Below are 20,097 nucleotides of genomic sequence, written 5' to 3' on the forward strand. Positions count from 1 at the left end.
GCCTTAAATCAGACTCAAACAGACGATCAGAGGTCGTAGCCACGCTCTTCATGCAGGGCAATATCCAGGCCCTGTGTCTCTTCGTCGCCATCTACACGCAACGGCGCAAACAGGCTTACCAGCTTAAGCAGCACCCAGGTCACCACCGCGGTGTAAACAAAGGTGGCCACCACACCCAGCGCCTGGACGCCCAGCTGGTCCAGCATGGTGTACTCCGGCTTGGCAAAGCCATAACCGGAGAACAGCCCCAACTCGGTGGAGGCAAAAATACCGGCAAACAGGGTACCGAGAATACCGCCCACCCCGTGAACCGGGAACACATCCAGGGAATCATCGATTTTCAGCTTGTGCTTGATGAAGATCACCGCATAGAAGCAGATCACACCCGCAGACAAGCCAATCACCAACGCTGCGGCCGGCCCAACGAACCCTGACGCCGGGGTAATCGTGCCAAGACCGGCCACCATACCCGTAGCAATGCCCAGCGCGGATGGCTTGCCGAATTTTTTCCATTCCATGGCCATCCAGGCCAGCGAACCGGCGGCCGCAGAAATGTGCGTCACCAGCATGGCCATGGCTGCATCGCCATTGGCCGCCAGGGCCGAACCACCATTGAAACCGAACCAGCCCACCCACAGCATGCCGGCACCGGTCACGGTCATGGTCATGTTGTGCGGCATCATGCCCTGGGTCGGGAACCCTTTACGGTTGCCCAGCACCACGGCGGCCACCAGCGCAGCCACACCGGCAGTGATATGCACCACAGTGCCACCGGCAAAGTCATACAGCCCCAGGTCAGCCAGCCAGCCGCCGCCCCAGACCCAGTGACACACAGGGATATATACCCCCAGTAGCCAGAGCACGGAAAACGCCAGCATCGGCCCGAAGCGCATGCGCTCCGCAAAGGCACCGACGATCAGGGCCGGCGTAATGATGGCAAACGTCATCTGGAACAGCCCGTGCAGACTTTTCGGCAAGGTGCCTTCCAGCGTCTCCCGGGTAATCCCGGAAAAGAACACATGATCCAGGCCACCGATCCAGGCATTCATGCTGCCGCCATCGGAAAACGCCAGGGAATAACCGCAGATCAACCACACCAGCGACACCGCGCAGGTAATAGCGAAACACTGCATCAACACGGACAGAATGTTCTTGGCCCGCACCAGGCCGCCGTAAAACAGGCTCAGGCCCGGCAGCGTCATGAACAGCACCAGCGCGGTGGCGGTGAGAATCCAGGCACTGTCACCGGTATCCAGCCCATCGGCCAACGCCAGCGAAGGCAACATCAACAATACCGCTATCAATTTTTTCATCGTCGGGCCTCCTTAAATGGCTTCGCTGCCGGTTTCACCGGTACGGATGCGGATCACCTGCTCCAGGTCCGTCACGAAAATCTTGCCGTCACCAATCTTGCCGGTGCCGGCCGCTTTCATGATTGCCTCGATCGCCTGATCCAGCTGCTCTTCACGGACCGCCAACTCCAGCTTCACCTTGGGAACAAAATCCACCACGTACTCCGCCCCCCGATACAGTTCGGTGTGCCCTTTCTGGCGCCCAAACCCCTTTACCTCGGTAATCGTCATGCCCTGCACCCCGATCTGGGCCAGTGCATCGCGCACTTCTTCGGCCTTAAACGGCTTGACCACCGCTGTCAGCATTTTCATTCGGTATCTCCTCGTCCTCATGCACCAACACAACACGTGCCGGAAGTTTGCACCGACAAGGGGCATTCAAGAATCAGGCCACAAAATAGTGCACGCCATTTCAATCAGTTAGCGATGAATAAAATTCACGTCGCACCACAAAAGAACACCGCACCTTATTGGCGCACCACGGATGAACACTATTGGCGCCAAAGTGGCGCAGAGATCCGGCCTTACACCGGGAGGGAAAGCGAATCACGCACCAAAAAACAGCGGGCGAGCAGCGGCCTGGCAATCGCCGTCGGCACGGAAAAGCAGGCAGGATAGACGCGGGCAACGGGGATATCCGTTGCCCGCGGGAAGGAAGTTGGAGGCAGGCTCAGTAAAGGTAGTTGAACATCTTGCGGCGATATTCACTGGCTAAAGGATCTCCTTTGGGAAGGCACTCAAACACTTCCAGCAGCGCACTGCGGGCCACACCGTCGCGGAATTCGCGATAATCACGCAGCAGCGTCAGCAGCGACTCAAGCCCCGCTTGAAACTGGCCCGCTGCGGCGGCCTGCAAGCCGTACGCGTAAAGATCTTCCGGGGTGGGCTTGTCGGCAATACGGGCAGACAGTTCCGCCAGACTCTGCCCGGTTCCTTCCAGCTTTTCCAGTAATGCGAAACGTGCCCGGAACGGACGTAACGGTTCCGCATCTTCTGTCACTTCCGCCAGCACCGACTGGGCATCATCCAGACGCCCTTCCCCCAACAGCAACTCCACCAGCAAGGCACGAATGGCATGCTTGTCCGGGCTCTGTTCCAGAGTCTGGCGTAGCGCGCCTTCCGCCTGTTCCGTGTGGCCCGCCTCGATGGCCATGCGCACCTGCTCGATAAAGCCTTCTTCCTGCTGTTGTTGTGCCGCTTCAGGGTCGACCACCGGTGCCAGCCACTGGCGCAGCGCACCTTCCGTCTGGGCGCCTTCCAGTTCACTGACCAATTGCCCCTGATACACCAGTTTCAGGCTGGGCAGGCTGCGCACACCAAACTGACTGGCCAGCATTTGCTGCTCATCTGCATTCACTTTCGCCAGCAGAACCTTGCCCTGGTATTCATTGACCAACCGCTCCAGGATCGGCGCCATTTGCAAACAGGGCTGGCACCAGCTGGCCCAGAAATCCACGATCACCGGGATTTGCTGGGATTGCTCAAGAATTTGCTGAATATTCTGCTCGGTGGCTTCAATGATAGGGCTGTTCGACTGCAACGCTATGCTCCTGAAAACGCATTTAAAGTGGCGCCAAGTGTAAGGCATCATCCAGATTAAATCCGGTTAAATCCTGTGCAACTTATGCCATCTGCGCGTTAGACTGAAGGACAGCTGTGCGGTTTGAAGTTCATGGCGACAGTTTCACGCCCTCTCCATGGCAGCACCCGCATGCTGGAAGGTATTCCACACAGGCAAAGGAGATCACCATGCTTAGCCTATTGGCTATTGTGTTGTTAATTGCCACGCTGATGACCCTCTTCTATCAGCAAATCAGCCGAGGCATTGGCAGTGCCGTTTTCGTCATTGTGTGGCTGCTCTGCGGCTTCCTCGCTTCCTGGCTGTTCCACCCCGTGTCCCTGATTCTGCTCGCCGCCGGCGTGACCGTGCTCAACCACGTGGACCTGCGCCAGAAGTTCATCACCAAACCGGTCTACAACGCGCTGGGCAAGGTCATGCCTGCCATTGGCGATACCGAACGTGAAGCCATCGAGGCGGGCACCACCTGGTTCGAAGCCGATCTGTTCTCCGGCCGTCCTGACTGGGAAAAATTCGCCCATATCCAGTTCACCACGCTCACCGATGACGAGCAGTCGTTCATCGACAACGAAGTGGTGCAATTGTGCGACATGCTTGATGAGTGGCAAATTTTCCACGAGTTGCGCGACCTGCCCGAAGAGGTCTGGGATTTCCTCAAGCACAAGGGCTTTTTCAGCCTGATCATTCCCACTGAGTACGGCGGCAAAGCGTTCTCGCCCTATGCGCAGAGCCGCATCATGAGCAAGATTGCCACCCGCTCTCTCACCGCTGCGGTTACCGCCATGGTGCCCAACTCTCTTGGCCCGGGTGAACTGCTGGCTGAATACGGCACCCAGGAACAGAAAGACCGCTGGTTGCCGGGCCTTGCCAAGGGCGACGAGATTCCCTGCTTTGGCCTTACCGGACCAGAAGCGGGTTCCGACGCCGGCGCCATTCCTGATACCGGGGTGATCTGCAAAGGCAAGATCGACGGCAAGGAAGTACTGGGCATGCGCCTGAACTTCGCCAAACGCTGGATTACCCTGGCGCCAGTGGCCACCGTGGTTGGCTTGGCATTCAAGCTCTATGACCCGGAGAAACTGCTCGGTGACAAAGAAGATCTGGGTATCACCTGCGCACTGATTCCCGCCGATACCAAAGGCGTGGAAATTGGTCGCCGCCATTATCCTGGCTCGCCATTCATGAACGGCCCTATCAACGGCAAGGATGTGTTTGTGCCGTTGGATGCCATCATCGGTGGCCCGGATATGGCAGGCAAAGGCTGGCGCATGCTGATCGAATGCCTCGGTGCCGGCCGCGGCGTCTCCCTGCCCGCACTGGCCACCGCCAGTGGCGAAATGGGCTACCGCATGACCGGTGCCTTCGGTCGCATTCGTCGCCAGTTCAATACGGCCGTCGGGGAATTCGAGGGCGTACAGGAAGCATCCGCCGATGTGGCCGCGCTGGCCTACACCCTGGAAGCCTATCGCCACCTGGTAACCCGTTCGCTGGAAGACGGAGCGCCGTCCGTGGTTACCGCCATGGCCAAATACCACGCCACCGAAATGATGCGTGAGCTGATCAACCACGGCATGGATATCGCCGGTGGTCGCGGCATTCAACTGGGTCCACGCAACTTCCTGGCCTTGCCCTATCAGTCCACCCCCATCGCCATCACCGTGGAAGGCGCCAACATTCTTACCCGCTCGTTGATGATCTTCGGGCAGGGGGCCATGCGCTGTCATCCGTTCCTCTATGACGAACTGCAAGCCATACAGGCAGAAGACAAGAAGCAGGGGCTGCAGGACTTCGATGACCTGTTCTTCTCCCATGCAGGCCATACGCTGGGCAACATCAGCAGTGCCATCGTACAGGCGTTGGCGGGCCCTTACCTGTCTGATGCCCCCGGCAATTCCGATGCGTTCAGCGCTCCCTGGTACCGTCTGGTCAGCCGCTACAGTGCGGTACTGGCCAGCGTCTCGGACATGGCCCTGGCGCTACTGGGCGGCGACCTGAAGCGGCGCGAACTGCTGTCCGCCCGCCTGGGTGATGTGCACAGTCAGCTGCTCATTGCCTGTGCCATTCTCAAGTACCACGCCACCCTGCCCCGCGACGAGGCCAACGATGCCCATGCGCACTATGCGCTGCGACTGGCCTTCAGCCGGGCCCACGATTCCCTGGAAGCGTTCTCGCGCAACTTCGGCTTCTTCGGCATCGGCCACGTGCTCAAGCGCCTGTTCTTCCCGCTGGGTCGTCCCTGCAAGGCGCAGGCTCCCAGCGACGATCAGATACGCACTCTGGGGCAGATGATCATGGAACCCAACTCGGTGCGCGATGCCCTGGCGGAACCGGCCTATATCTCCCAGGATCCGGAAGACTCCATTGGCCGCGTGGAAGCCACCTTCAACAAGCTGCTGGAAGTGGAACCCGGCTTTCTTGCTTATCTGAAAGCGGAAGGCAAAGGCCAGCTGGAAGGCGAGACCGTACTGGAGAAACTGCAGGATGCGGCCCGCAAGGGCATCATCAACGAGAGCCAGGTAGACGCCATCAACGAGTACGACGCCATGCGTTACGACTGCCTGCTCACCGACGCCTTCGACAAGGACCTGAAAGAAGTGAAGGTCCACGCCGAACGGCCAATGATGTAAACCACCGGGGCGGGATGGTGCTCACCATTCCGCCCTTCTTTTCACCCTCTTTACCGCCCTTTCCTGCTTTTCTCTCCAACCTGCAGTCTCCCTGCCCCCCGGCATGCGCCCAATACTTGCGATGCACAAACATTAACCAGTACGCATTTTCACAAAAAGGCAACGCTGCCGTTTTTACCCAAAACGCTGCTTTTTCCAGCAGTTAATCCCTTGTCCGCTCTATCTCACAGAGATTTAACATTCAGATCACCCTTTTGGCGCTTTTACGCATGGTCGCTTTCGTCTAGTCTTGCCCAAATTACGCCCCACTGGGCCCGGAGCGCCTTTTTGCCTCCCTTTGCCCCTCGGACAACAGGTCAGCAATGACAGCAGTCGTCGAAGAAAAAACCGCAATCGAATTCAAGGGCCGCATGTTGATGATGACGGTCCTCCAGTTGAAAAATCTGGATGCCAATGTCCTCCACCAGCAGGTGAGCCAGCGTCTGGAAGACGCCGCCCAGTGGCTACAGGAAGCCCCCGTCGTCATCGATGTAAGCCCGGAGCTGGATAGCGATCCAGTGGCGCTGATGGCCGCTGTGGATACGCTGCGTAGCCTCGGGGTCAACCTGGTGGCCCTGGCCCGCAGCGAGAACATTGATGCGGACACAGCAAGCATGCTGGGTCTGGGCACGTTGAGTCTGGCCGGTGGTCGTGATGTACCCCGCCGCGCCGAACCCGCCCCGGCCACGGACGATATTGCAGCGGAGAGCAAGCCCGCTGCGCAGCAGGTTGAAACCATGGTCATCGACCAGCCGGTCCGCTCCGGTCAACAGGTCTACAGCCGTGGTGACCTGATCGTGCTCGCGCCGGTGAGCACCGGCGCAGAAATCATGGCCGACGGCAACATTCATGTGTACAGCAACCTGCGCGGCCGCGCCCTGGCCGGGGTTCGCGGCGATACCAGCGCACGTATTTTTTGCCAGCAACTGAATGCCGAACTGGTATCCATTGCCGGCCATTATCGGGTGGCCGAAGACCTGCCCGAGTCATACCGTAACCGGCCCGTGCATCTATACATGCAGGGCGAAGCGATGCATTTTACCGCGCTGAACTAGCGTGCATGAAACATGGAAGGTAAGGAGAAGAGCGTGACGAAGATCGTGGTCGTGACATCCGGCAAGGGTGGCGTCGGCAAAACCACCACCAGTGCAGCGCTGGCCACAGGCCTTGCCCTGCGCGGTTTTAAAACCACTGTGATTGATTTTGATGTAGGCCTGCGCAACCTGGACCTGATCATGGGGTGCGAACGTCGTGTGGTCTATGATCTGGTCAACGTGATCAGTGGCGATGCCAACATCAAGCAGGCGCTGATCAAGGACAAGAAGGTGGACAACCTGTTCATCCTCCCGGCCTCCCAGACCCGCGACAAGGACGCCCTCACCATTGAAGGCGTGGAAGGCGTACTCAACGCCCTGCGTGATGACATGCAGATGGACTACATTATCTGCGACAGCCCCGCCGGCATCGAAAAAGGCGCTCTGATGGCAGCCTACTTCGCCGACGAGGCCGTGGTCGTCACCAACCCGGAAGTCTCCAGCGTACGGGACTCTGACCGCATCATCGGCATTCTGGCCAGCAAGACCCGCCATGCCGAACTGGGCGATGGGGACATCCCCTCCCGCCTGCTGCTGACCCGCTACTCCCCGGAACGGGTAGAGAACGGACAGATGCTGTCGGTGGAAGACGTGCAGGAAATTCTCGCCATTGAACTGCTTGGCGTGATCCCGGAATCCCAGGCGGTGCTCAATGCCAGTAACTCCGGCAGCCCGGTGATCCTGGATACGGATTCCGACGCCGGTCAGGCCTACAGCGATGCCGTTGCCCGCTTCCTGGGTGACCAGCTGCCGCACCGCTTTCTTACCACTAACAAGAAAGGTCTATTCGGCCGTCTGTTTGGAGGCTAACGGATGAGCATCTTCAGTTATCTGCTTCCTAAAAGGCAGAACACGGCATCTGTGGCAAAAGAACGCCTGCAGATCATTGTGGCCCGCGAACGCTCCACCCGCGGTGGCCCGGATTACCTGCCGCAGCTTCAGGAAGAACTGCTGCAAGTGGTGCGTAAATATGTCCCTGTGGACCAGGACGCCGTGAACGTCCAGATGGACCGGGAATCCGGCTGTGAAATTCTCGAACTGAATATCACCCTGCCGGAAGCCTGATTCCATGGTGAGCGCCCCTGTTGCTGACAACCTCTGCAGCACAGGGGCGCCCTCTACCGGCTTGCCTCATCTCACTTCGAGCAAACCCACTTGCGCGCCCCTCTCACTGCGGTAACACCTGCCACTCCGGCTCGTCGTACTCGCCGATCACGGTGACATCCACCACTTTCGCATGCTTTTCCAGTATCGCCTTTACCCTGGCGCTGCGGCTGTCGTCCTTGGCATCGCGGTGCGCCTTGCTCTCCCAGTGGGCGATGGCCAGTACCGTGTCCGGGTGGCCGATCTTGCGGTGTAAATAAGTGCCTTTTGCTCCCTCGCTCTGCTGGATAATCTCACTGGCTTCCACCCAGCCCCGGGCATATTCCTCCACGCTAAAACCCGGCTTGACGCGTACCTCAAAAATAAATTTCATCATCGCTCTCCCTGTCGATAGAACTGAGCCAACAGGCGGTACAGGGCTGGCCAGTCTTTATAGAGCTGATCCGGCCCTTCGAAGAACGCCTCGCTACAGACAGCAAAAAACTCACCCGGCCCGGTCAACGCATAAGCATCCACAGGCATGGGCCGGTGGTGCTGATAATCACTCAATAGCTCTTCCCAGCAGGCGGTGAAGGTGTCATGCCATTGCTTCGGGTTCATCCCTCTATGTAACGGCGGCCTGCCGTTGGCCCCGTTGCGGCGCATATCCAGTTTGTGCGACATCTCGTGAATCACCACATTACTGGCCACGTTATCCGGCGCACAGGCATCACAAATCGCATCCCAGGACAGAATCACCGGCCCCTGATGCCAGGCCTCTCCCGCCAACACCGGCCCCTGGGCATGGACCACACCATCTTCACTGAGGTGAGGCCGGTTGGGGATGAAGGCGCCTTCATACAGAATCACGGTGTACCAACCGTCATACCAGTCCAACCCCAGATACAGAATCGGCACACAGGCCATGGTCGCCACTTTCAGGCACATGGCATCGGTGTAAACGAACCCGCCGCCAGAGGCGATGCTTTTTCGAGCCAGAAAACGCAGTGAAAGAGCAAACAGCGCATCCCGCTCTTCACCTTCAAACCGGGCCATTAACGGCCAGTCTGACACAGCCGCTTCCCACTCCTGCCGGGTATATCCCATCTTCCTGACCCGGCGAGCGTCTCGCCAGTTCTTCCAGGCTGCAAACATGCACTGCCCTCACGTGATTGCGTGGTCGTATTGTGATTAACGGTGTCTACTTTGACCATGATAGCGGCGTTTCACCAGTCGTTACCGCCCGGTACGGCTGTGCTACCATCGCCGACCGTCTCTGCTGCGAATAGTGTTCAGTGTCTATCCACCAAGCTCATAAAGCCGACCTGCTGCTTCTGGTGGTCACCCTTCTGGCAGCCATCAGCTGGATGTTCTCCAAAGAAGCCGTGCTGGCCATGCCTCCGCTGCTGTTCATGTCACTGCGTTTCCTGCTGGCAGCAAGCCTGCTGGCCATGGCGGCCCACCGTCAACTGCGTCGCCTGAGCCGCCAGCAACTGCTTCGTTGCGTCCGTGTCGGTACTGTTTTCGGCATCGCCATGAGCTGCTGGGTAATGGGCCTGGCCATGGGTGAACATGTGGGTGAAGGCGCCTTTCTGACCAGCCTGGGAGTGGTGCTGGTGCCAGTGATCGCCCGGCTGATCTTTGCCGAACCCGTGCCCGGCAGTACCTGGCTGGCGCTGCCAGTGGCCGCTGCGGGGCTGGCCCTGCTGTCCCTGGATCAGGGACTGCACCTGGAAGCCGGGCAGTTATTTTTTGTGGCCGCCGCCACCATTTTTGCGCTCTATTTCAATCTCAATACCCGCGCCGCCAACACCCTCTCCACGCAGGGCATGAATGGCGAATTTATTGAACACCCGCGCGTCCCTGCTCTGGCGCTGACCACGGTAGTGCTCGCCGTGGTGGGCGTGCTAACCGGTGTGTTATCCGCCATTTTCGAACCCTGGCAACCTGTCGCGGCCAACGCCACCCCGATACTGGCCCTGTGGGTGGTACTCAGTGCCACGGTAGGCACCGCCCTGCGTTTTCTGGTACAAACCTATGCGCAAAGCCTGTCACTGCACAGCCATGGTGTTGTCATTATGGTGCTGGAACCCATGTGGACCGCACTGATGGCCGCCGCCTGGTTCGGCGAACAGATGACACTGCTGCAACTGGCAGGTTGCGCGCTGATCTTTCTGTCGCTTCTGGTCAATCGCTGGCGAGCTGTACGCAGCCTCCTCAAGGTTTTCCTGAGCCGGTTTTTTGTTTCAACCCCAAAGTAAAAGGAGTTCCAATGGGTGGAGAAATAGCGCAACTCATCACCATGACGCTACCGACCTTTCTGGTCGCCATCGCCGGTTTTGTACTGGCCGGCATTTTCATGCCAAAGGCACGGACCGCCGCCATTCTGGTATTGATCGCCTCGCTGCTCAGTCTGGTCCATATCGCCTATATGTGCCTGCAGCAATTCGTGCTGATCGAAATGCTGTATGACGACAAGATATCTGGCGATCTTTTCGCCCTGATCTCCAGCGGCATCTACAACGGGCTGTACCTGATCATCAGCGCACTGATGCTGGGTGCCGCCTTTACCGGTCGCCATCAGCCTGTGACAAACGCCCCGCAAAACACCGCCATCAACACCAATGCAGCACCACACCGTGGCGGGCTGGTACTCACACTTGGCCTGTTGGGAGTACTGTTATTTGCGCCTGTCGGTATTGTCGCCTGGATTCTGGGCAACAAGGATTTGGCAGCCATGCGCCAGGGCAACATGGATAGCAGCGGTGAAGGCATGACGCTGGCGGGCAAGGTGCTGGGCATTCTGGCCACGGTGATGTTCCTCCTGGGAATCCTGGCGGTCATTGCAGGCATTGTCATCGTCGCAACCAGTTATCGAGGATTCTGATCTCCATCCCCACCGCCCCGCTTCACAACACTCGTGGAGCGGGGAATACTTCCCCTCCGGCCAGCCCCGTCTGACGACTTTGTCTACGCCCGTGTGACCCAGTTCCTTCTCTCATTCTTCAGTTGGCGCACCATTTGGACCCAATAATGCCAATAAGAAAAGACTGACATAATGACGGGACCGTTCTCACGTGCTGCTATCGCCAGCCTGACCCTGACATTGCTGCCCCTTGCCAGCATGGCCGATTCGGCCTGCCTGAGCGCCGCCCCCACAGCAACAACAGCCTCTCTGGCCATCAGCCAGGATGATGAACAGCTTCTGGAGCTGCTGGGCCACCAGGCGACGACAACGCAAGCCCGCACACTGCTTGCCTATAACCAACAGGCCAGCAGCATCAACAAACCCATTCTGGGGAATTACGCCCGCCTGCGGTTGGCCGCCCTGGCCCTGAAAGACGGCGACACCGAGTTTGCCCGGCAACAACTCAGCGAAGTGGAGCAAAACAGCCCCGCCGCTGTCGATGCCGCCTTCCTGCTGGCAGAGAGCTATCGACGCGACGGTGACAAGGAGCGGGCCCGGGCCTGGTTTATCCGTATTGCCGCGCGCTTCCCGGGCAACCCGCGGGCGGTGTCCGGGCTGGTGCTGGCCGGCGATGACTGGCGCAATCAGGGCGCCGATGCGCTAGCCCTGCCGGTGTACAACCTGGCACTGACCAAAGCGGCAGAAAACCTCAACGCCCTGGAACAACTCTCCAACGAGCCGGAGCAGCTGTACCGCACTCTCACCAATACCGTGGCCGGCAACAGCACCACGGTCATGGATCAGCTGGTACTGGCCATGGTCCGAGATGACGATAGCCAGGTTCTTGCCGCCACCCGCCAACTCATGGCGGCCCACCACCAGGACAAATGCCTGGCTCGTCGGCAAACCGACCTGAATAACGCCATTCAGCATGCCACCGCCAGAGACCTGACCAATGGCGCCTTCCGCACCGCCGCGAAGCGGGAAAAAGCGGCCACAGAGCAGGAAATCGCCGATTTGCAGCGCATTCTGCAAAACGCCCCGGATGCCGAGGAGCTAAACGCACGGCTAGCCGACGCCCGGCAGCGGCTGGAGCGGCTGAACACTCGGCTCAATAAACTCGGAGGCACCGCCCTGCCCGCCGCACTGCAGCAACGCAAAGACCAGCTGGCGCTGGAAACACAACAGGTGGAATCGAACCTGACCACGGCGCGGCGCCAGGTACGTGACGCGCTGGAAGCCCAGCTTCCGGAATTGGAAACGTTCTATCGGAATCTGGCGGGGGAAGCGCAACTGGGCAAGGCCCAGCTGCTGCAGAAAAAATCCTGAAGGGAGCGCCTGATGCGGGATGCCTGTGACGATGGCCACAGTCGCAGGCCCCTTACCTTAGCTCTTAGCCCTTGTGGCTTTTCAACAAGGCATCCACCTTGTCGATGTATTTCTGCTTGGCCTCATCTGCCCCCAACCCTTTCAGCTTGGCCCACGCGTCATACTTGGCGCGCCCCACCATATCCAGCATTCCCGGGCGTTTACCAGCCACATCACCGGTGCTTCCCTGCTTGAAGTGCGCATAGAGAAACAGCAGGTCATCATTGGACGGTTTGCTGTCGAGGGTTTTGACATCTTTCTGGGCTTGTTCAAATCGGGCAGTATCGGTCATGATGTTTCCTGTCGGTGTGATCATTGTTGTATAAGGCTCGAGCCTTAATTTCTGCAAGAAATAGTGCGCTGTGATCGCCGATGAATCAACATAAGCGCTACCAACAAAATCAAAACGAAGAATAATCAGGTTACGCCATGAGCGACGCAGGGCAATCCCAGGCCAGCCAGAGTCTTGACCCGCAGCAGGAAGGCATTCTTCGCAATGCTCTCAATACCTTTCTGGTGCAATTCGATCGAGCCCAGGAACGGCGGTACGCAGAGCACGCGCATCAACGCGCGCGAGATCTGATCAATCGCTCCGTTTACCTGCTGATGGGGCTGTACCTGCTGGTCGTTCTGCCGGTGATTATGCTGGTCAAAACGCCGGAAATGGCCGCCTGGCGAAGCTACGGCGTTTATCCCATCGCCGTAGCCCTGATCGGGCTATGGTGCTGTACCCGGCTGAGCTGGCTGCGCCCTCACGCCATTGGCGTCATGTATCTGGCGCTGGGCTTGTCCCTGTCCGGTACCGTTTTAGGGGCGATCCGTTTTAATGGCAGTTTCCCCGGGCAGATTTCTTCTTTCGAAACCATTTATCTGCTTATTATCGGCTTCTCGATTCTGCGCCTTCCTCCCCGGCAGACGCTCATCACCTGCACCATGGCCGCCGTGGTGGCCTTTGCAATCAGCCTGCTCATGCGCCTGGACCTTCCATTGTTGCTCGTGTCTCTGTCGTTCGGCATCCCGCTGATCATCTGCACCCTGAACGGCTACATTCTGGATATCAGTGCACGGCGCAATTTTGCCAACAACCTGTTACTGGCCCATGAATCCGAGCAATTGAAACACTGGAGAGAGCAGGCAGAAAAAGACACGCGCCGGCAGCAACAGCTCAATACTTTTATGGAGCAAATCGCCGGCAACCTGACACCCACACAATTACTGGAACGGGTGCTGGGTTATCTGGTTCAGCAAGTGAATGCGCAGGTGGGCGCGGCCTACACGCTGGAAAAGGACACTCTGGTACGCCAGGCCGGCTGGGCACTGAACGGCGCAGCTCAGACCCGCGACACCCTGCCCGCAGGCGAGGGGCTGCTTGGCGCCGCGCTAAACCAGCGGCTGCTGATGCAGCAACATCAGGTACCACAGGATTATCTGGATCTGGAAACCGGCCAGGGGAAACGGCCGCCTGGCACCGTGTTGCTATGGCCGCTGGTACAAGGTGACCACCCACTGGGGATTATTGAAATTGCCAACACTCAGGGGTTTGACCAAGAACAGCAGACGCTGATCAGCGAGCTACACCGCCCTCTCGCCTTTGCACTGCAGTCCGCACAGCGCCGCCAGCAGTTTCTGGACCAGGCCGCCAGCGCCACCGCATAAACTTCGCCCTGCAGCCTCAATCAATACCACGGGCGGCCTTGGCCGCCTTCAAGGGTGCAGATAGCAGCTCGGGCTTGCGCGGCACGATATCCGCCAACGATGCCACCATCCGGGCCATGTCCGCGTCCATATCTCCGGTAGGCAAGAAACAGTCGACGATACGTACCTGCCGGCGCCGGTAGCAAAACCCCAGCACCACAATCGGCACAGCCATTTGCTCGGCAATACGGTAAAACCCGGTTTTCCAGCGCTTGGCGCCAGTGCGTGTCCCTTCCGGAGCCAGGCCCAGCCAAAATGGCGTCTCACGCATGATTTCTGTGGTCTGTTCCACCACGTCCCGCGCACTTTCGCGGTTCACCGGAATCCCCCCAAGCCAGTACATAAACCGCCCCAGGCGCCCCTCAAACAGGGTGTGTTTGCCCATGAAACGCACCTGCACCCGTAGCGACTGGATGGCACTGATGCCGATCAGGCCATCTATGTTCGAGGTATGCGGCGCCACCGCCAGAACCACACGGGGCGTATTGGGCAAGCGGCCAACAATGCGCCACCCCATGGCCCCCAGTATCAATTTGCCCAACCCCGCCAGCAGCCAGTGGCCGCGACGGGGCACCTGATCCCCCAGTGTCCGCGCTGTCAGCGGTGCCAGTTCCAATTTCATGCAAATACCGTAAAGGTCTGTCGACTCAGTGCCACGGCCTTCCCGTCCGCGTCCCAGATCACCGCCTGGCTTTGTCCATAGCCATCACTGCACTGGTCAGTGTTTACCCGATATTGCCACAAAGTATCTGCCGGTCGAGACTCTGGATCATTCAGCAACTCCATGGTCCAGGTCAGAGAGCTGGCCGGTGCCGGACCTTTGAGTAGAGGCAGCACCGAAGGCGGCCAGGTATCAACCAGGGCAATCAACGCCGCCGTACTCATGGTCTCCGGTGGCACGGCAAAGCCCATGTAACCCCCGAAATCCGGCGCTGCGCTAGCGCTGAACGGCGGCATGCCTTCCGCATAGCGAATATCAAAATGGGACAGGAAATCCGGCGTCAGCCCCTTGATAAACGGTAGCGCGAAGCTTTGATCTGCCCCTTTCAAACCTGGCGCAGACGGCCCTTCCACCACCACGTTGGACTCCCGGCCCACACCGAAGCTGGCCAACATAACTGCGACCACCTGCTCCCCCTGGCGAGCGGACACCATCGCCTGCATCACCGATTTCCCTTCCCGTAACACCGTCGCTTCCAGTGCAACCTCACCGGGCGATGCCGGCGCCACAAAAGACAGAGAGAAACTACGCAAGAATCGCCCAGTCGCCACTGTTTTTTGCAGATGGTCAAACAACACCGCACCGACCAGCCCGCCAAACAGCGCCCGGCCCTGCCCCCAGCCTTCAGGGAATCTGGCGAAGCCTTTGCCATCCACCGTGGCCAAAATTTCATCGAATGTCATGATCTCTCACTTTTTGTATGCCTGAAACAGCGGCCCTTTATTTACCATCCCCATCAGATGGGTAAAAGTCATTATCCCGTCGTTAACAAGACCAGGGAACCTCTGAATAACTCCTTGCATGCTCAGTCTTTCAGGCTGGCTCGCAATCTAGGCGCGATTTTGAAGGTGTATGTCCATCCATCGAAAAAACGCAACGACGAGTGCGGGCCAGCCTGGAAGACCCGGAGGGCGCGGCCTGAAGCGTACATCTGCTGCGCCTTGCCTCTAGGAAAGGGAGCCACCCTGTCCGTCAAGACAAGACTCAACAGCTGCACGCTTCAGGCCACGCTGAGTACGCAAGGAGTTATTCAGAGGTTCCCTAGGCGCCATAACCAACAAGAGTGCGCACAAAACAAGCGGAAAACGCGTTTTCCCCATGCGCTTGGCGCCCCTTGCCGGTAGCATAGGCGCCTCTTTTTCAGTTTCGCCAGTACGGAGATAAACGCATGACCTGATTGAAATCCCGTCGCCTTCAGTACCTGTTGGCCATCACAGCTCTCTTTTTCTCGCTGATGGTTGTACTGCGCGCCGTGTTTTATTTCGGCTTTTCCCCTTTGTCCGGTGACAGTGACATCGCCACCGACACCATTATCACCGCCTGGGGCATAGGCCTTCGCTTTGACTTGCGCCTGGCCCTGCTGCTGATGCTCCCGCTGGCTGCCCTGGCTTACCTGCCCTGGCTGAACCTGTTGCGCAGCAGCATTGCCCGTTTTGTGGGTCATGCCTACCTGCTGCTGGCCCTGTTGCTGGTGGTGCTCACCTATATTCTCGACTTTGGCCACTACGCCTACCTGGGCGACCGGCTCAATGTCACCGCGTTGCGTTTCCTGGAAGACACCGCCATTTCCACCCAGATGGTCTGGGAAAGCTACCCCGTTATCTGGATTACCCTGGGCTGGCTGCTCACCACCGCGCTCATCTTCTGGGCCGCCCTGTGGATTGAGAAAACCTTGCTCGGCCGCCCGCAAACCCGCATTGCCAAAAGCCAGGCCACATTCGGCTTTTTCGTCTGCTTCGCATTGTTCTTCTTTGCGATTCTGGGCCGGGTCAGCGACATCAATATTCTTAACCCGATCCCTCTGCGCTGGAGCGAAGCCTTCGCCACCGGCAACAAGGCGGTAGGATCGCTGGGGCTAAACCCGGTGCTGTACTTCTACGACACCACCCTCATCCCTGCCTCCCCCTACGACAAAGACGCGGTGAAAGAGTATTACCCCGTCATGGCGGATTATCTGAACATTCCGGCAGAGCAGCGCCAGGAGCTCAACTTCGACCGTGTTGTGGATGTGCAGCCCCACAAACTGAACTACGACCAACCGCCGAACGTGGTATTCGTGATGCTGGAGTCCCTAGGCGCCAGCCGTGTCGGCGCCTACGGCACCCCGTTCAACCCCACCCCGCATCTGGACCAAATTGCCGACGACGGCTGGCTCTTCAAACACTTCTACGTACCAGTTACCGGCACCGCCAAAACCATCTGGGCCACCTTCACAGGCATTCCTGATGTGGCGCCTACGGAAAGCGCCAGCCGTAACCCTCTCACCAGCCATCAACGCATGGTGCTGAATGAATTCAAGGGCTACCGCAAATTCTACTTTGTCGGCGGCAACGCCGGCTGGGCAAACATCGACGGGCTGATTAAGCAGAGCATTGACGGGATTGAGCTGTACGAGGAAGGGGACTGGAAAGCGCCCAACGTAGACGTATGGGGCATTTCCGACCTGGAGCTGTTCCGCGAGTCCAACCAGATTCTCGACGACCTGCCCAACGATCAACCTTTCTTTGCCTTTATCCAGACGGCTGGTAATCACCGCCCCTTCACCATCCCCGAAAAGAACGGGGATTTCGAAGTGCGCGACATGCCGGAAGATGAGCTGAGAGAGCACGGGTTCCGCAACTCCGCCCAATACAACGCCGTGCGTCTGCTGGACTACAACGTGGGCGAATACATGAAAATGGCACGCGCCAGCGACTATTTCGACAACACGATTTTTGTGTTCTTCGGCGACCACAACAACCGCATTACCACCATCCCTCACATGCCACCGGCCATGGAGAAACTGGGGCTGGAGAGCAATCACGTGCCACACATGATTTATGCGCCCGCTTACCTGAAACCCCGCGTTATTGAACAATCAATGGGGCTGACCGATGTGATGCCCACCATCGCCGGCATGCTGGGCCTGACCTACCGTAACACCACCCTGGGCCGGGACATTCAGAGCCCGGCGCCAGAAGGCGACCGCGCCAGTTTTGTGGTCATGCAGGAAGGGCCGCGTCCGGTGTATGGCGCCCTGACCAAGGATTACTTCGTGCGCATGAATCACGATGGCAGTAATGCCACCCTCCACGACCTGCACAGCGACGACCCGGAAACCGACCGCGCCGAGCAGCACCCAGACGTGTTTAAAAAACTCTATGACCTGGCCCGCGGGCAATACGAAACCGCGCGCTACATGTTCTACGACAACGTGGACAACAAAGAAGACAAAGCGCAGCAATAGGCATCGAGGCAACGCTTGATGCCTGACGCCACAAGCTCGACAACAACAGGTGACCCTGGCGCCTGTTGTTCTCAGCGTCGGAGGCTGTTTTTTCTAGGGAGCCTCTGAAAACTTCCTCGCGTACTCAGCGTGACCTGAAGCGTGCAGCTGTTGTGTCTTGACTGGACGGACAGGGTGGTTCCCTTTCCTAGAGGCAAGGCGCAGCAGATGGGCGCTTCAGGCCGCGCCCTTCGGGTCTTCCAGGCTGGCCCGCACTCGTTGTTGCACTTTTTGGATGGATGGACATATCTCGATCCCCCTTGAGGGGACACCTTCAAAAGCGCGCCCTCTGTGCCCCGAATTGGGTATAGATTGCGAACCAGCCTGAAAGACTGAGCATGCGAGGAGTTTTCAGAGGCTCCCTAGTCATGCCGCCCCATCACCGCCCCCGCTAGCCGGGTGACCCAAACCCCGGGCAAGAATCGTGTTACCGCGACCATCAGCTTATACAGGGCACCGGGTACCACCACCGCTTTCCCAGCCATTAGCCCCTGCAATCCTGCAGCGGCTACCCGATCCGCCGGCATCATTGCCTTTTCCAGATCCGGGTCCATTTTTTCACGAGCCAGAGACGAGAACTCGGTACGCGTGCCCCCCGGACACAGTGCCGTCACGATCACACCAGACGGTTTCAGCTCTTCATGGAGTGCCCGGCTCAAGTGCAGCACCGCAGCCTTGCTAGCCGCATAGGTCGCCATACCGGGAATAGGAAACCAGGCGGACACCGAGCTGACGTTAAGCACCCAGCCCTGCCCACGCTGAACCATGGGGGCAGTAAAAGATTGTGTCAGCACCAGCAGGCTGCGCACGTTCACATCCACCATCCCGAGCTGCTCACGCATAGGCAACGCCAGTATGGATTTCTGAAAACCAAAGCCGGCATTGTTAATCAATATGTCTACCTGTCTGCCCAAGGCTCTCGTCTGCTCGTACACCGCATCAGCGGCTTGCGGATCAGCCAGATCAGCGGTAATCACGTCCACAGTGACCGTTCTCAACTCCCTGGCCAGAGCATCCAGCCTGTCGGTGCGACGCGCCACCAGAATCAGGTTGCAGCCCATAGCAGCCAGTTGTCTCGCCATCTGATCACCGATGCCACTGGAGGCACCGGTGATCAATGCGGTTTTTCCGTTGAAGGTTTGCATGGTGAGTCTCGGGAAGGATGAGTTGAAAGTTCAAAGTTTAAAGTTGAAAAGCGCGGATAAGCCTATCGATGCTTTATTGCCGTGCCCGCGCTCACAAGTCTCCACACGGAGAAACATACTCAAAAAGAACAGACCTTCCTTCGCGTTGAACTTTGAACTTTGAACTTTAAACTTTGAACTAATAAACAAAAAACCCGGCACAAGGCCGGGTTTTTCTGGTGCTTAACTGCGAGCTGTTTTTACAGCTTGCCGTCCAGCTCCGGTACAGCTTCGAACAGGTCAGCCACCAGGCCGTAATCCGCCACCTGGAAGATGGGGGCTTCTTCGTCCTTATTGATAGCAACGATGACCTTGGAGTCTTTCATGCCGGCCAGATGCTGAATGGCACCGGAAATGCCCACAGCAACGTACAGGTTCGGCGCAACGATCTTGCCGGTCTGACCGACCTGCATGTCGTTGGGTACGAAACCTGCGTCAACGGCAGCACGGGATGCACCCACGCCAGCGCCCAGCTTGTCAGCCAGCTTGTACAGGATTTCGAAGTTCTCGCCGTTGCCCATACCGCGACCACCAGAGATCACGATCTCGGCAGAGGTCAGCTCAGGACGGTCAGACTTGGCCAGCTCTTCACCCACGAAGGAGGAAATGCCAGCGTCTTTTGCAACGTCGATGTTTTCAACAGAAGCAGAACCGCCTTCTGCTGCAACGCCATCGAAAGACGTACCACGCACGGTGATCACTTTCTTGGCATCGCCGCATTTCACGGTAGCAATGGCGTTACCGGCGTAGATCGGACGCTTGAAGGTGTCCGCATCGATCACGTCGGAGATCTCGGAGATCTGGGCCACGTCCAGCAGAGCCGCCGCGCGAGGCGCGAAGTTCTTGCCGGTGGTGGTGGCAGCCGCCAGGATGTGGCTGTAATCGGCGCCCACTTCAGCAACCAGATCGCCAATGTTTTCAGCCAGCTGATGCTCGTAGGCATCGTTGTCTGCGCACAGTACCTTGGAAACGCCATCAACCTTGGCCGCTTCTTCAGCAACAGCGCCACAGCCTTTACCGGCTACCAGCACAGTGATGTCGCCGCCGATTTCTTTGGCAGCAGCAACCACACTCAGGGTAACTTTGTTGAGCGCGGCGTTATCGTGTTCGGCGTAAACTAATACACTCATCAGATCACCTTCGCTTCGTTCTTCAGTTTCTCGACCAGCTCGTCAACGGAGC

The 20,097-nt window shown here is 58.3% G+C and carries 20 protein-coding genes; 10 read left to right on the forward strand and 10 right to left on the reverse strand.

Features of this window, described 5'->3' with window-relative positions; translation table 11 throughout:
* Window positions 1-26: 26 nt before the first annotated feature.
* Both CL546_RS06070 and CL546_RS06075 read right to left on the reverse strand, forming a co-directional pair.
* The gene (locus CL546_RS06070; RefSeq protein ID WP_290493668.1) at window positions 27-1,313 is read right to left on the reverse strand and encodes an ammonium transporter; all 1,287 of its coding nucleotides are present in this window, start codon (window positions 1,311-1,313) and stop codon (window positions 27-29) included.
* A 12-nt stretch (window positions 1,314-1,325) separates the two neighbouring features.
* Window positions 1,326-1,664 (reverse strand): P-II family nitrogen regulator, encoded by a 339-nt coding sequence (locus CL546_RS06075; RefSeq protein ID WP_063518540.1) that lies wholly within the window; start codon window positions 1,662-1,664, stop codon window positions 1,326-1,328.
* Window positions 1,665-1,778: 114 nt separating this feature from the next.
* Here CL546_RS06075 and CL546_RS06080 point away from each other — a divergent pair, with 114 nt between their 5' ends.
* Window positions 1,779-1,970, forward strand: coding sequence for a hypothetical protein (locus CL546_RS06080; RefSeq protein WP_290493671.1), 192 nt, complete (start codon window positions 1,779-1,781; stop codon window positions 1,968-1,970).
* 52 nt (window positions 1,971-2,022) lie between these two features.
* Here the strand turns inward: CL546_RS06080 and CL546_RS06085 are convergent, their stop codons facing one another.
* On the reverse strand, window positions 2,023-2,892 hold the full coding sequence (locus CL546_RS06085) for a tetratricopeptide repeat protein (protein ID WP_290493673.1): 870 nt from the start codon (window positions 2,890-2,892) through the stop codon (window positions 2,023-2,025).
* A 209-nt stretch (window positions 2,893-3,101) separates the two neighbouring features.
* Between CL546_RS06085 and CL546_RS06090 the strand changes: the two genes are divergently transcribed.
* The 4 genes from CL546_RS06090 to minE all read left to right on the forward strand — a co-directional run bounded on the left by CL546_RS06090 (window position 3,102) and on the right by minE (window position 7,756).
* Window positions 3,102-5,558 carry an acyl-CoA dehydrogenase gene (locus CL546_RS06090; RefSeq protein WP_290493674.1) on the forward strand — a complete coding sequence of 819 codons (2,457 nt, stop codon included), beginning with the start codon at window positions 3,102-3,104 and terminating at the stop codon, window positions 5,556-5,558.
* Between the two features lie 362 nt (window positions 5,559-5,920).
* A complete protein-coding gene (gene minC, locus CL546_RS06095; RefSeq protein WP_290493675.1) occupies window positions 5,921-6,652 on the forward strand; it encodes a septum site-determining protein MinC in 732 nt (243 codons plus the stop codon).
* Between the two features lie 33 nt (window positions 6,653-6,685).
* Window positions 6,686-7,501, forward strand: coding sequence for a septum site-determining protein MinD (gene minD, locus CL546_RS06100; RefSeq protein ID WP_290493677.1), 816 nt, complete (start codon window positions 6,686-6,688; stop codon window positions 7,499-7,501).
* Between the two features lie 3 nt (window positions 7,502-7,504).
* Window positions 7,505-7,756, forward strand: a complete 252-nt coding sequence (gene minE / locus CL546_RS06105) for a cell division topological specificity factor MinE (protein WP_007150134.1) — start codon at window positions 7,505-7,507, stop codon at window positions 7,754-7,756.
* Window positions 7,757-7,859: 103 nt separating this feature from the next.
* On the opposite strand, the gene CL546_RS06110 is transcribed toward minE, so the two are convergent.
* Together CL546_RS06110 and CL546_RS06115 are read right to left on the reverse strand one after the other, a co-directional pair.
* The gene (locus CL546_RS06110; RefSeq protein ID WP_290493679.1) at window positions 7,860-8,168 is read right to left on the reverse strand and encodes an antibiotic biosynthesis monooxygenase family protein; all 309 of its coding nucleotides are present in this window, start codon (window positions 8,166-8,168) and stop codon (window positions 7,860-7,862) included.
* Window positions 8,168-8,929: a M90 family metallopeptidase gene (locus CL546_RS06115; protein WP_290493680.1), complete on the reverse strand. Its 762-nt coding sequence runs from the start codon at window positions 8,927-8,929 to the stop codon at window positions 8,168-8,170. Before CL546_RS06115 ends, CL546_RS06110 begins: the two co-directional genes overlap by 1 nt.
* A gap of 140 nt (window positions 8,930-9,069) precedes the next feature.
* Between CL546_RS06115 and CL546_RS06120 the strand changes: the two genes are divergently transcribed.
* The 3 genes from CL546_RS06120 to CL546_RS06130 all read left to right on the forward strand — a co-directional run bounded on the left by CL546_RS06120 (window position 9,070) and on the right by CL546_RS06130 (window position 12,011).
* The gene (locus CL546_RS06120) at window positions 9,070-10,035 is read left to right on the forward strand and encodes a DMT family transporter (RefSeq protein WP_290493682.1); all 966 of its coding nucleotides are present in this window, start codon (window positions 9,070-9,072) and stop codon (window positions 10,033-10,035) included.
* An 11-nt stretch (window positions 10,036-10,046) separates the two neighbouring features.
* A complete protein-coding gene (locus CL546_RS06125; RefSeq protein ID WP_290493684.1) occupies window positions 10,047-10,661 on the forward strand; it encodes a hypothetical protein in 615 nt (204 codons plus the stop codon).
* 171 nt (window positions 10,662-10,832) lie between these two features.
* Window positions 10,833-12,011: a tetratricopeptide repeat protein gene (locus CL546_RS06130; RefSeq protein ID WP_290493686.1), complete on the forward strand. Its 1,179-nt coding sequence runs from the start codon at window positions 10,833-10,835 to the stop codon at window positions 12,009-12,011.
* A gap of 64 nt (window positions 12,012-12,075) precedes the next feature.
* On the opposite strand, the gene CL546_RS06135 is transcribed toward CL546_RS06130, so the two are convergent.
* Window positions 12,076-12,342, reverse strand: a complete 267-nt coding sequence (locus tag CL546_RS06135; protein ID WP_290493687.1) for an acyl-CoA-binding protein — start codon at window positions 12,340-12,342, stop codon at window positions 12,076-12,078.
* A gap of 137 nt (window positions 12,343-12,479) precedes the next feature.
* Between CL546_RS06135 and CL546_RS06140 the strand changes: the two genes are divergently transcribed.
* Entirely contained in the window at window positions 12,480-13,706 is a 1,227-nt protein-coding gene (locus tag CL546_RS06140) for a GAF domain-containing protein (RefSeq protein WP_290493689.1), read from the forward strand.
* A gap of 16 nt (window positions 13,707-13,722) precedes the next feature.
* Here CL546_RS06140 and CL546_RS06145 read toward each other — a convergent pair whose 3' ends face one another.
* Window positions 13,723-14,367, reverse strand: coding sequence for a 1-acyl-sn-glycerol-3-phosphate acyltransferase (locus CL546_RS06145; protein WP_290493691.1), 645 nt, complete (start codon window positions 14,365-14,367; stop codon window positions 13,723-13,725).
* The gene (locus CL546_RS06150; protein WP_290493692.1) at window positions 14,364-15,149 is read right to left on the reverse strand and encodes an acyl-CoA thioesterase; all 786 of its coding nucleotides are present in this window, start codon (window positions 15,147-15,149) and stop codon (window positions 14,364-14,366) included. The genes CL546_RS06145 and CL546_RS06150 overlap by 4 nt, the downstream gene beginning before the upstream one ends.
* Window positions 15,150-15,643: 494 nt before the next feature.
* On the opposite strand from CL546_RS06150, the gene CL546_RS06155 reads away from it, so the two are divergent.
* Window positions 15,644-17,692 (forward strand): LTA synthase family protein, encoded by a 2,049-nt coding sequence (locus CL546_RS06155; protein WP_290493693.1) that lies wholly within the window; start codon window positions 15,644-15,646, stop codon window positions 17,690-17,692.
* A 401-nt stretch (window positions 17,693-18,093) separates the two neighbouring features.
* On the opposite strand, the gene CL546_RS06160 is transcribed toward CL546_RS06155, so the two are convergent.
* Window positions 18,094-18,876: an SDR family NAD(P)-dependent oxidoreductase gene (locus CL546_RS06160; protein WP_290493695.1), complete on the reverse strand. Its 783-nt coding sequence runs from the start codon at window positions 18,874-18,876 to the stop codon at window positions 18,094-18,096.
* A 239-nt stretch (window positions 18,877-19,115) separates the two neighbouring features.
* Window positions 19,116-20,045: an electron transfer flavoprotein subunit alpha/FixB family protein gene (locus CL546_RS06165; protein WP_290493697.1), complete on the reverse strand. Its 930-nt coding sequence runs from the start codon at window positions 20,043-20,045 to the stop codon at window positions 19,116-19,118.
* Between the last annotated feature and the right edge of the window lie 52 nt (window positions 20,046-20,097).

This window comes from Alcanivorax sp., from assembly GCF_002726155.1.
In the GTDB taxonomy this organism is placed as follows: domain Bacteria; phylum Pseudomonadota; class Gammaproteobacteria; order Pseudomonadales; family Alcanivoracaceae; genus Alcanivorax.

What these genes read in the sequence shown, in the direction of transcription:
- CL546_RS06070 (WP_290493668.1), bottom strand. Translation starts at nt 1,313, where the DNA reads ATGAAAAAATTGATAGCGGTATTGTTGATGTTGCCTTCGCTGGCGTTG.
- CL546_RS06075 (WP_063518540.1), bottom strand. Translation starts at nt 1,664, where the DNA reads ATGAAAATGCTGACAGCGGTGGTCAAGCCGTTTAAGGCCGAAGAAGTG.
- CL546_RS06080 (WP_290493671.1), top strand. Translation starts at nt 1,779, where the DNA reads ATGAATAAAATTCACGTCGCACCACAAAAGAACACCGCACCTTATTGG.
- CL546_RS06090 (WP_290493674.1), top strand. Translation starts at nt 3,102, where the DNA reads ATGCTTAGCCTATTGGCTATTGTGTTGTTAATTGCCACGCTGATGACC.
- minC (WP_290493675.1), top strand. Translation starts at nt 5,921, where the DNA reads ATGACAGCAGTCGTCGAAGAAAAAACCGCAATCGAATTCAAGGGCCGC.
- minE (WP_007150134.1), top strand. Translation starts at nt 7,505, where the DNA reads ATGAGCATCTTCAGTTATCTGCTTCCTAAAAGGCAGAACACGGCATCT.
- CL546_RS06110 (WP_290493679.1), bottom strand. Translation starts at nt 8,168, where the DNA reads ATGAAATTTATTTTTGAGGTACGCGTCAAGCCGGGTTTTAGCGTGGAG.
- CL546_RS06115 (WP_290493680.1), bottom strand. Translation starts at nt 8,929, where the DNA reads ATGTTTGCAGCCTGGAAGAACTGGCGAGACGCTCGCCGGGTCAGGAAG.
- CL546_RS06125 (WP_290493684.1), top strand. Translation starts at nt 10,047, where the DNA reads ATGGGTGGAGAAATAGCGCAACTCATCACCATGACGCTACCGACCTTT.
- CL546_RS06130 (WP_290493686.1), top strand. Translation starts at nt 10,833, where the DNA reads ATGACGGGACCGTTCTCACGTGCTGCTATCGCCAGCCTGACCCTGACA.
- CL546_RS06135 (WP_290493687.1), bottom strand. Translation starts at nt 12,342, where the DNA reads ATGACCGATACTGCCCGATTTGAACAAGCCCAGAAAGATGTCAAAACC.
- CL546_RS06140 (WP_290493689.1), top strand. Translation starts at nt 12,480, where the DNA reads ATGAGCGACGCAGGGCAATCCCAGGCCAGCCAGAGTCTTGACCCGCAG.
- CL546_RS06145 (WP_290493691.1), bottom strand. Translation starts at nt 14,367, where the DNA reads ATGAAATTGGAACTGGCACCGCTGACAGCGCGGACACTGGGGGATCAG.
- CL546_RS06150 (WP_290493692.1), bottom strand. Translation starts at nt 15,149, where the DNA reads ATGACATTCGATGAAATTTTGGCCACGGTGGATGGCAAAGGCTTCGCC.
- CL546_RS06160 (WP_290493695.1), bottom strand. Translation starts at nt 18,876, where the DNA reads ATGCAAACCTTCAACGGAAAAACCGCATTGATCACCGGTGCCTCCAGT.
- CL546_RS06165 (WP_290493697.1), bottom strand. Translation starts at nt 20,045, where the DNA reads ATGAGTGTATTAGTTTACGCCGAACACGATAACGCCGCGCTCAACAAA.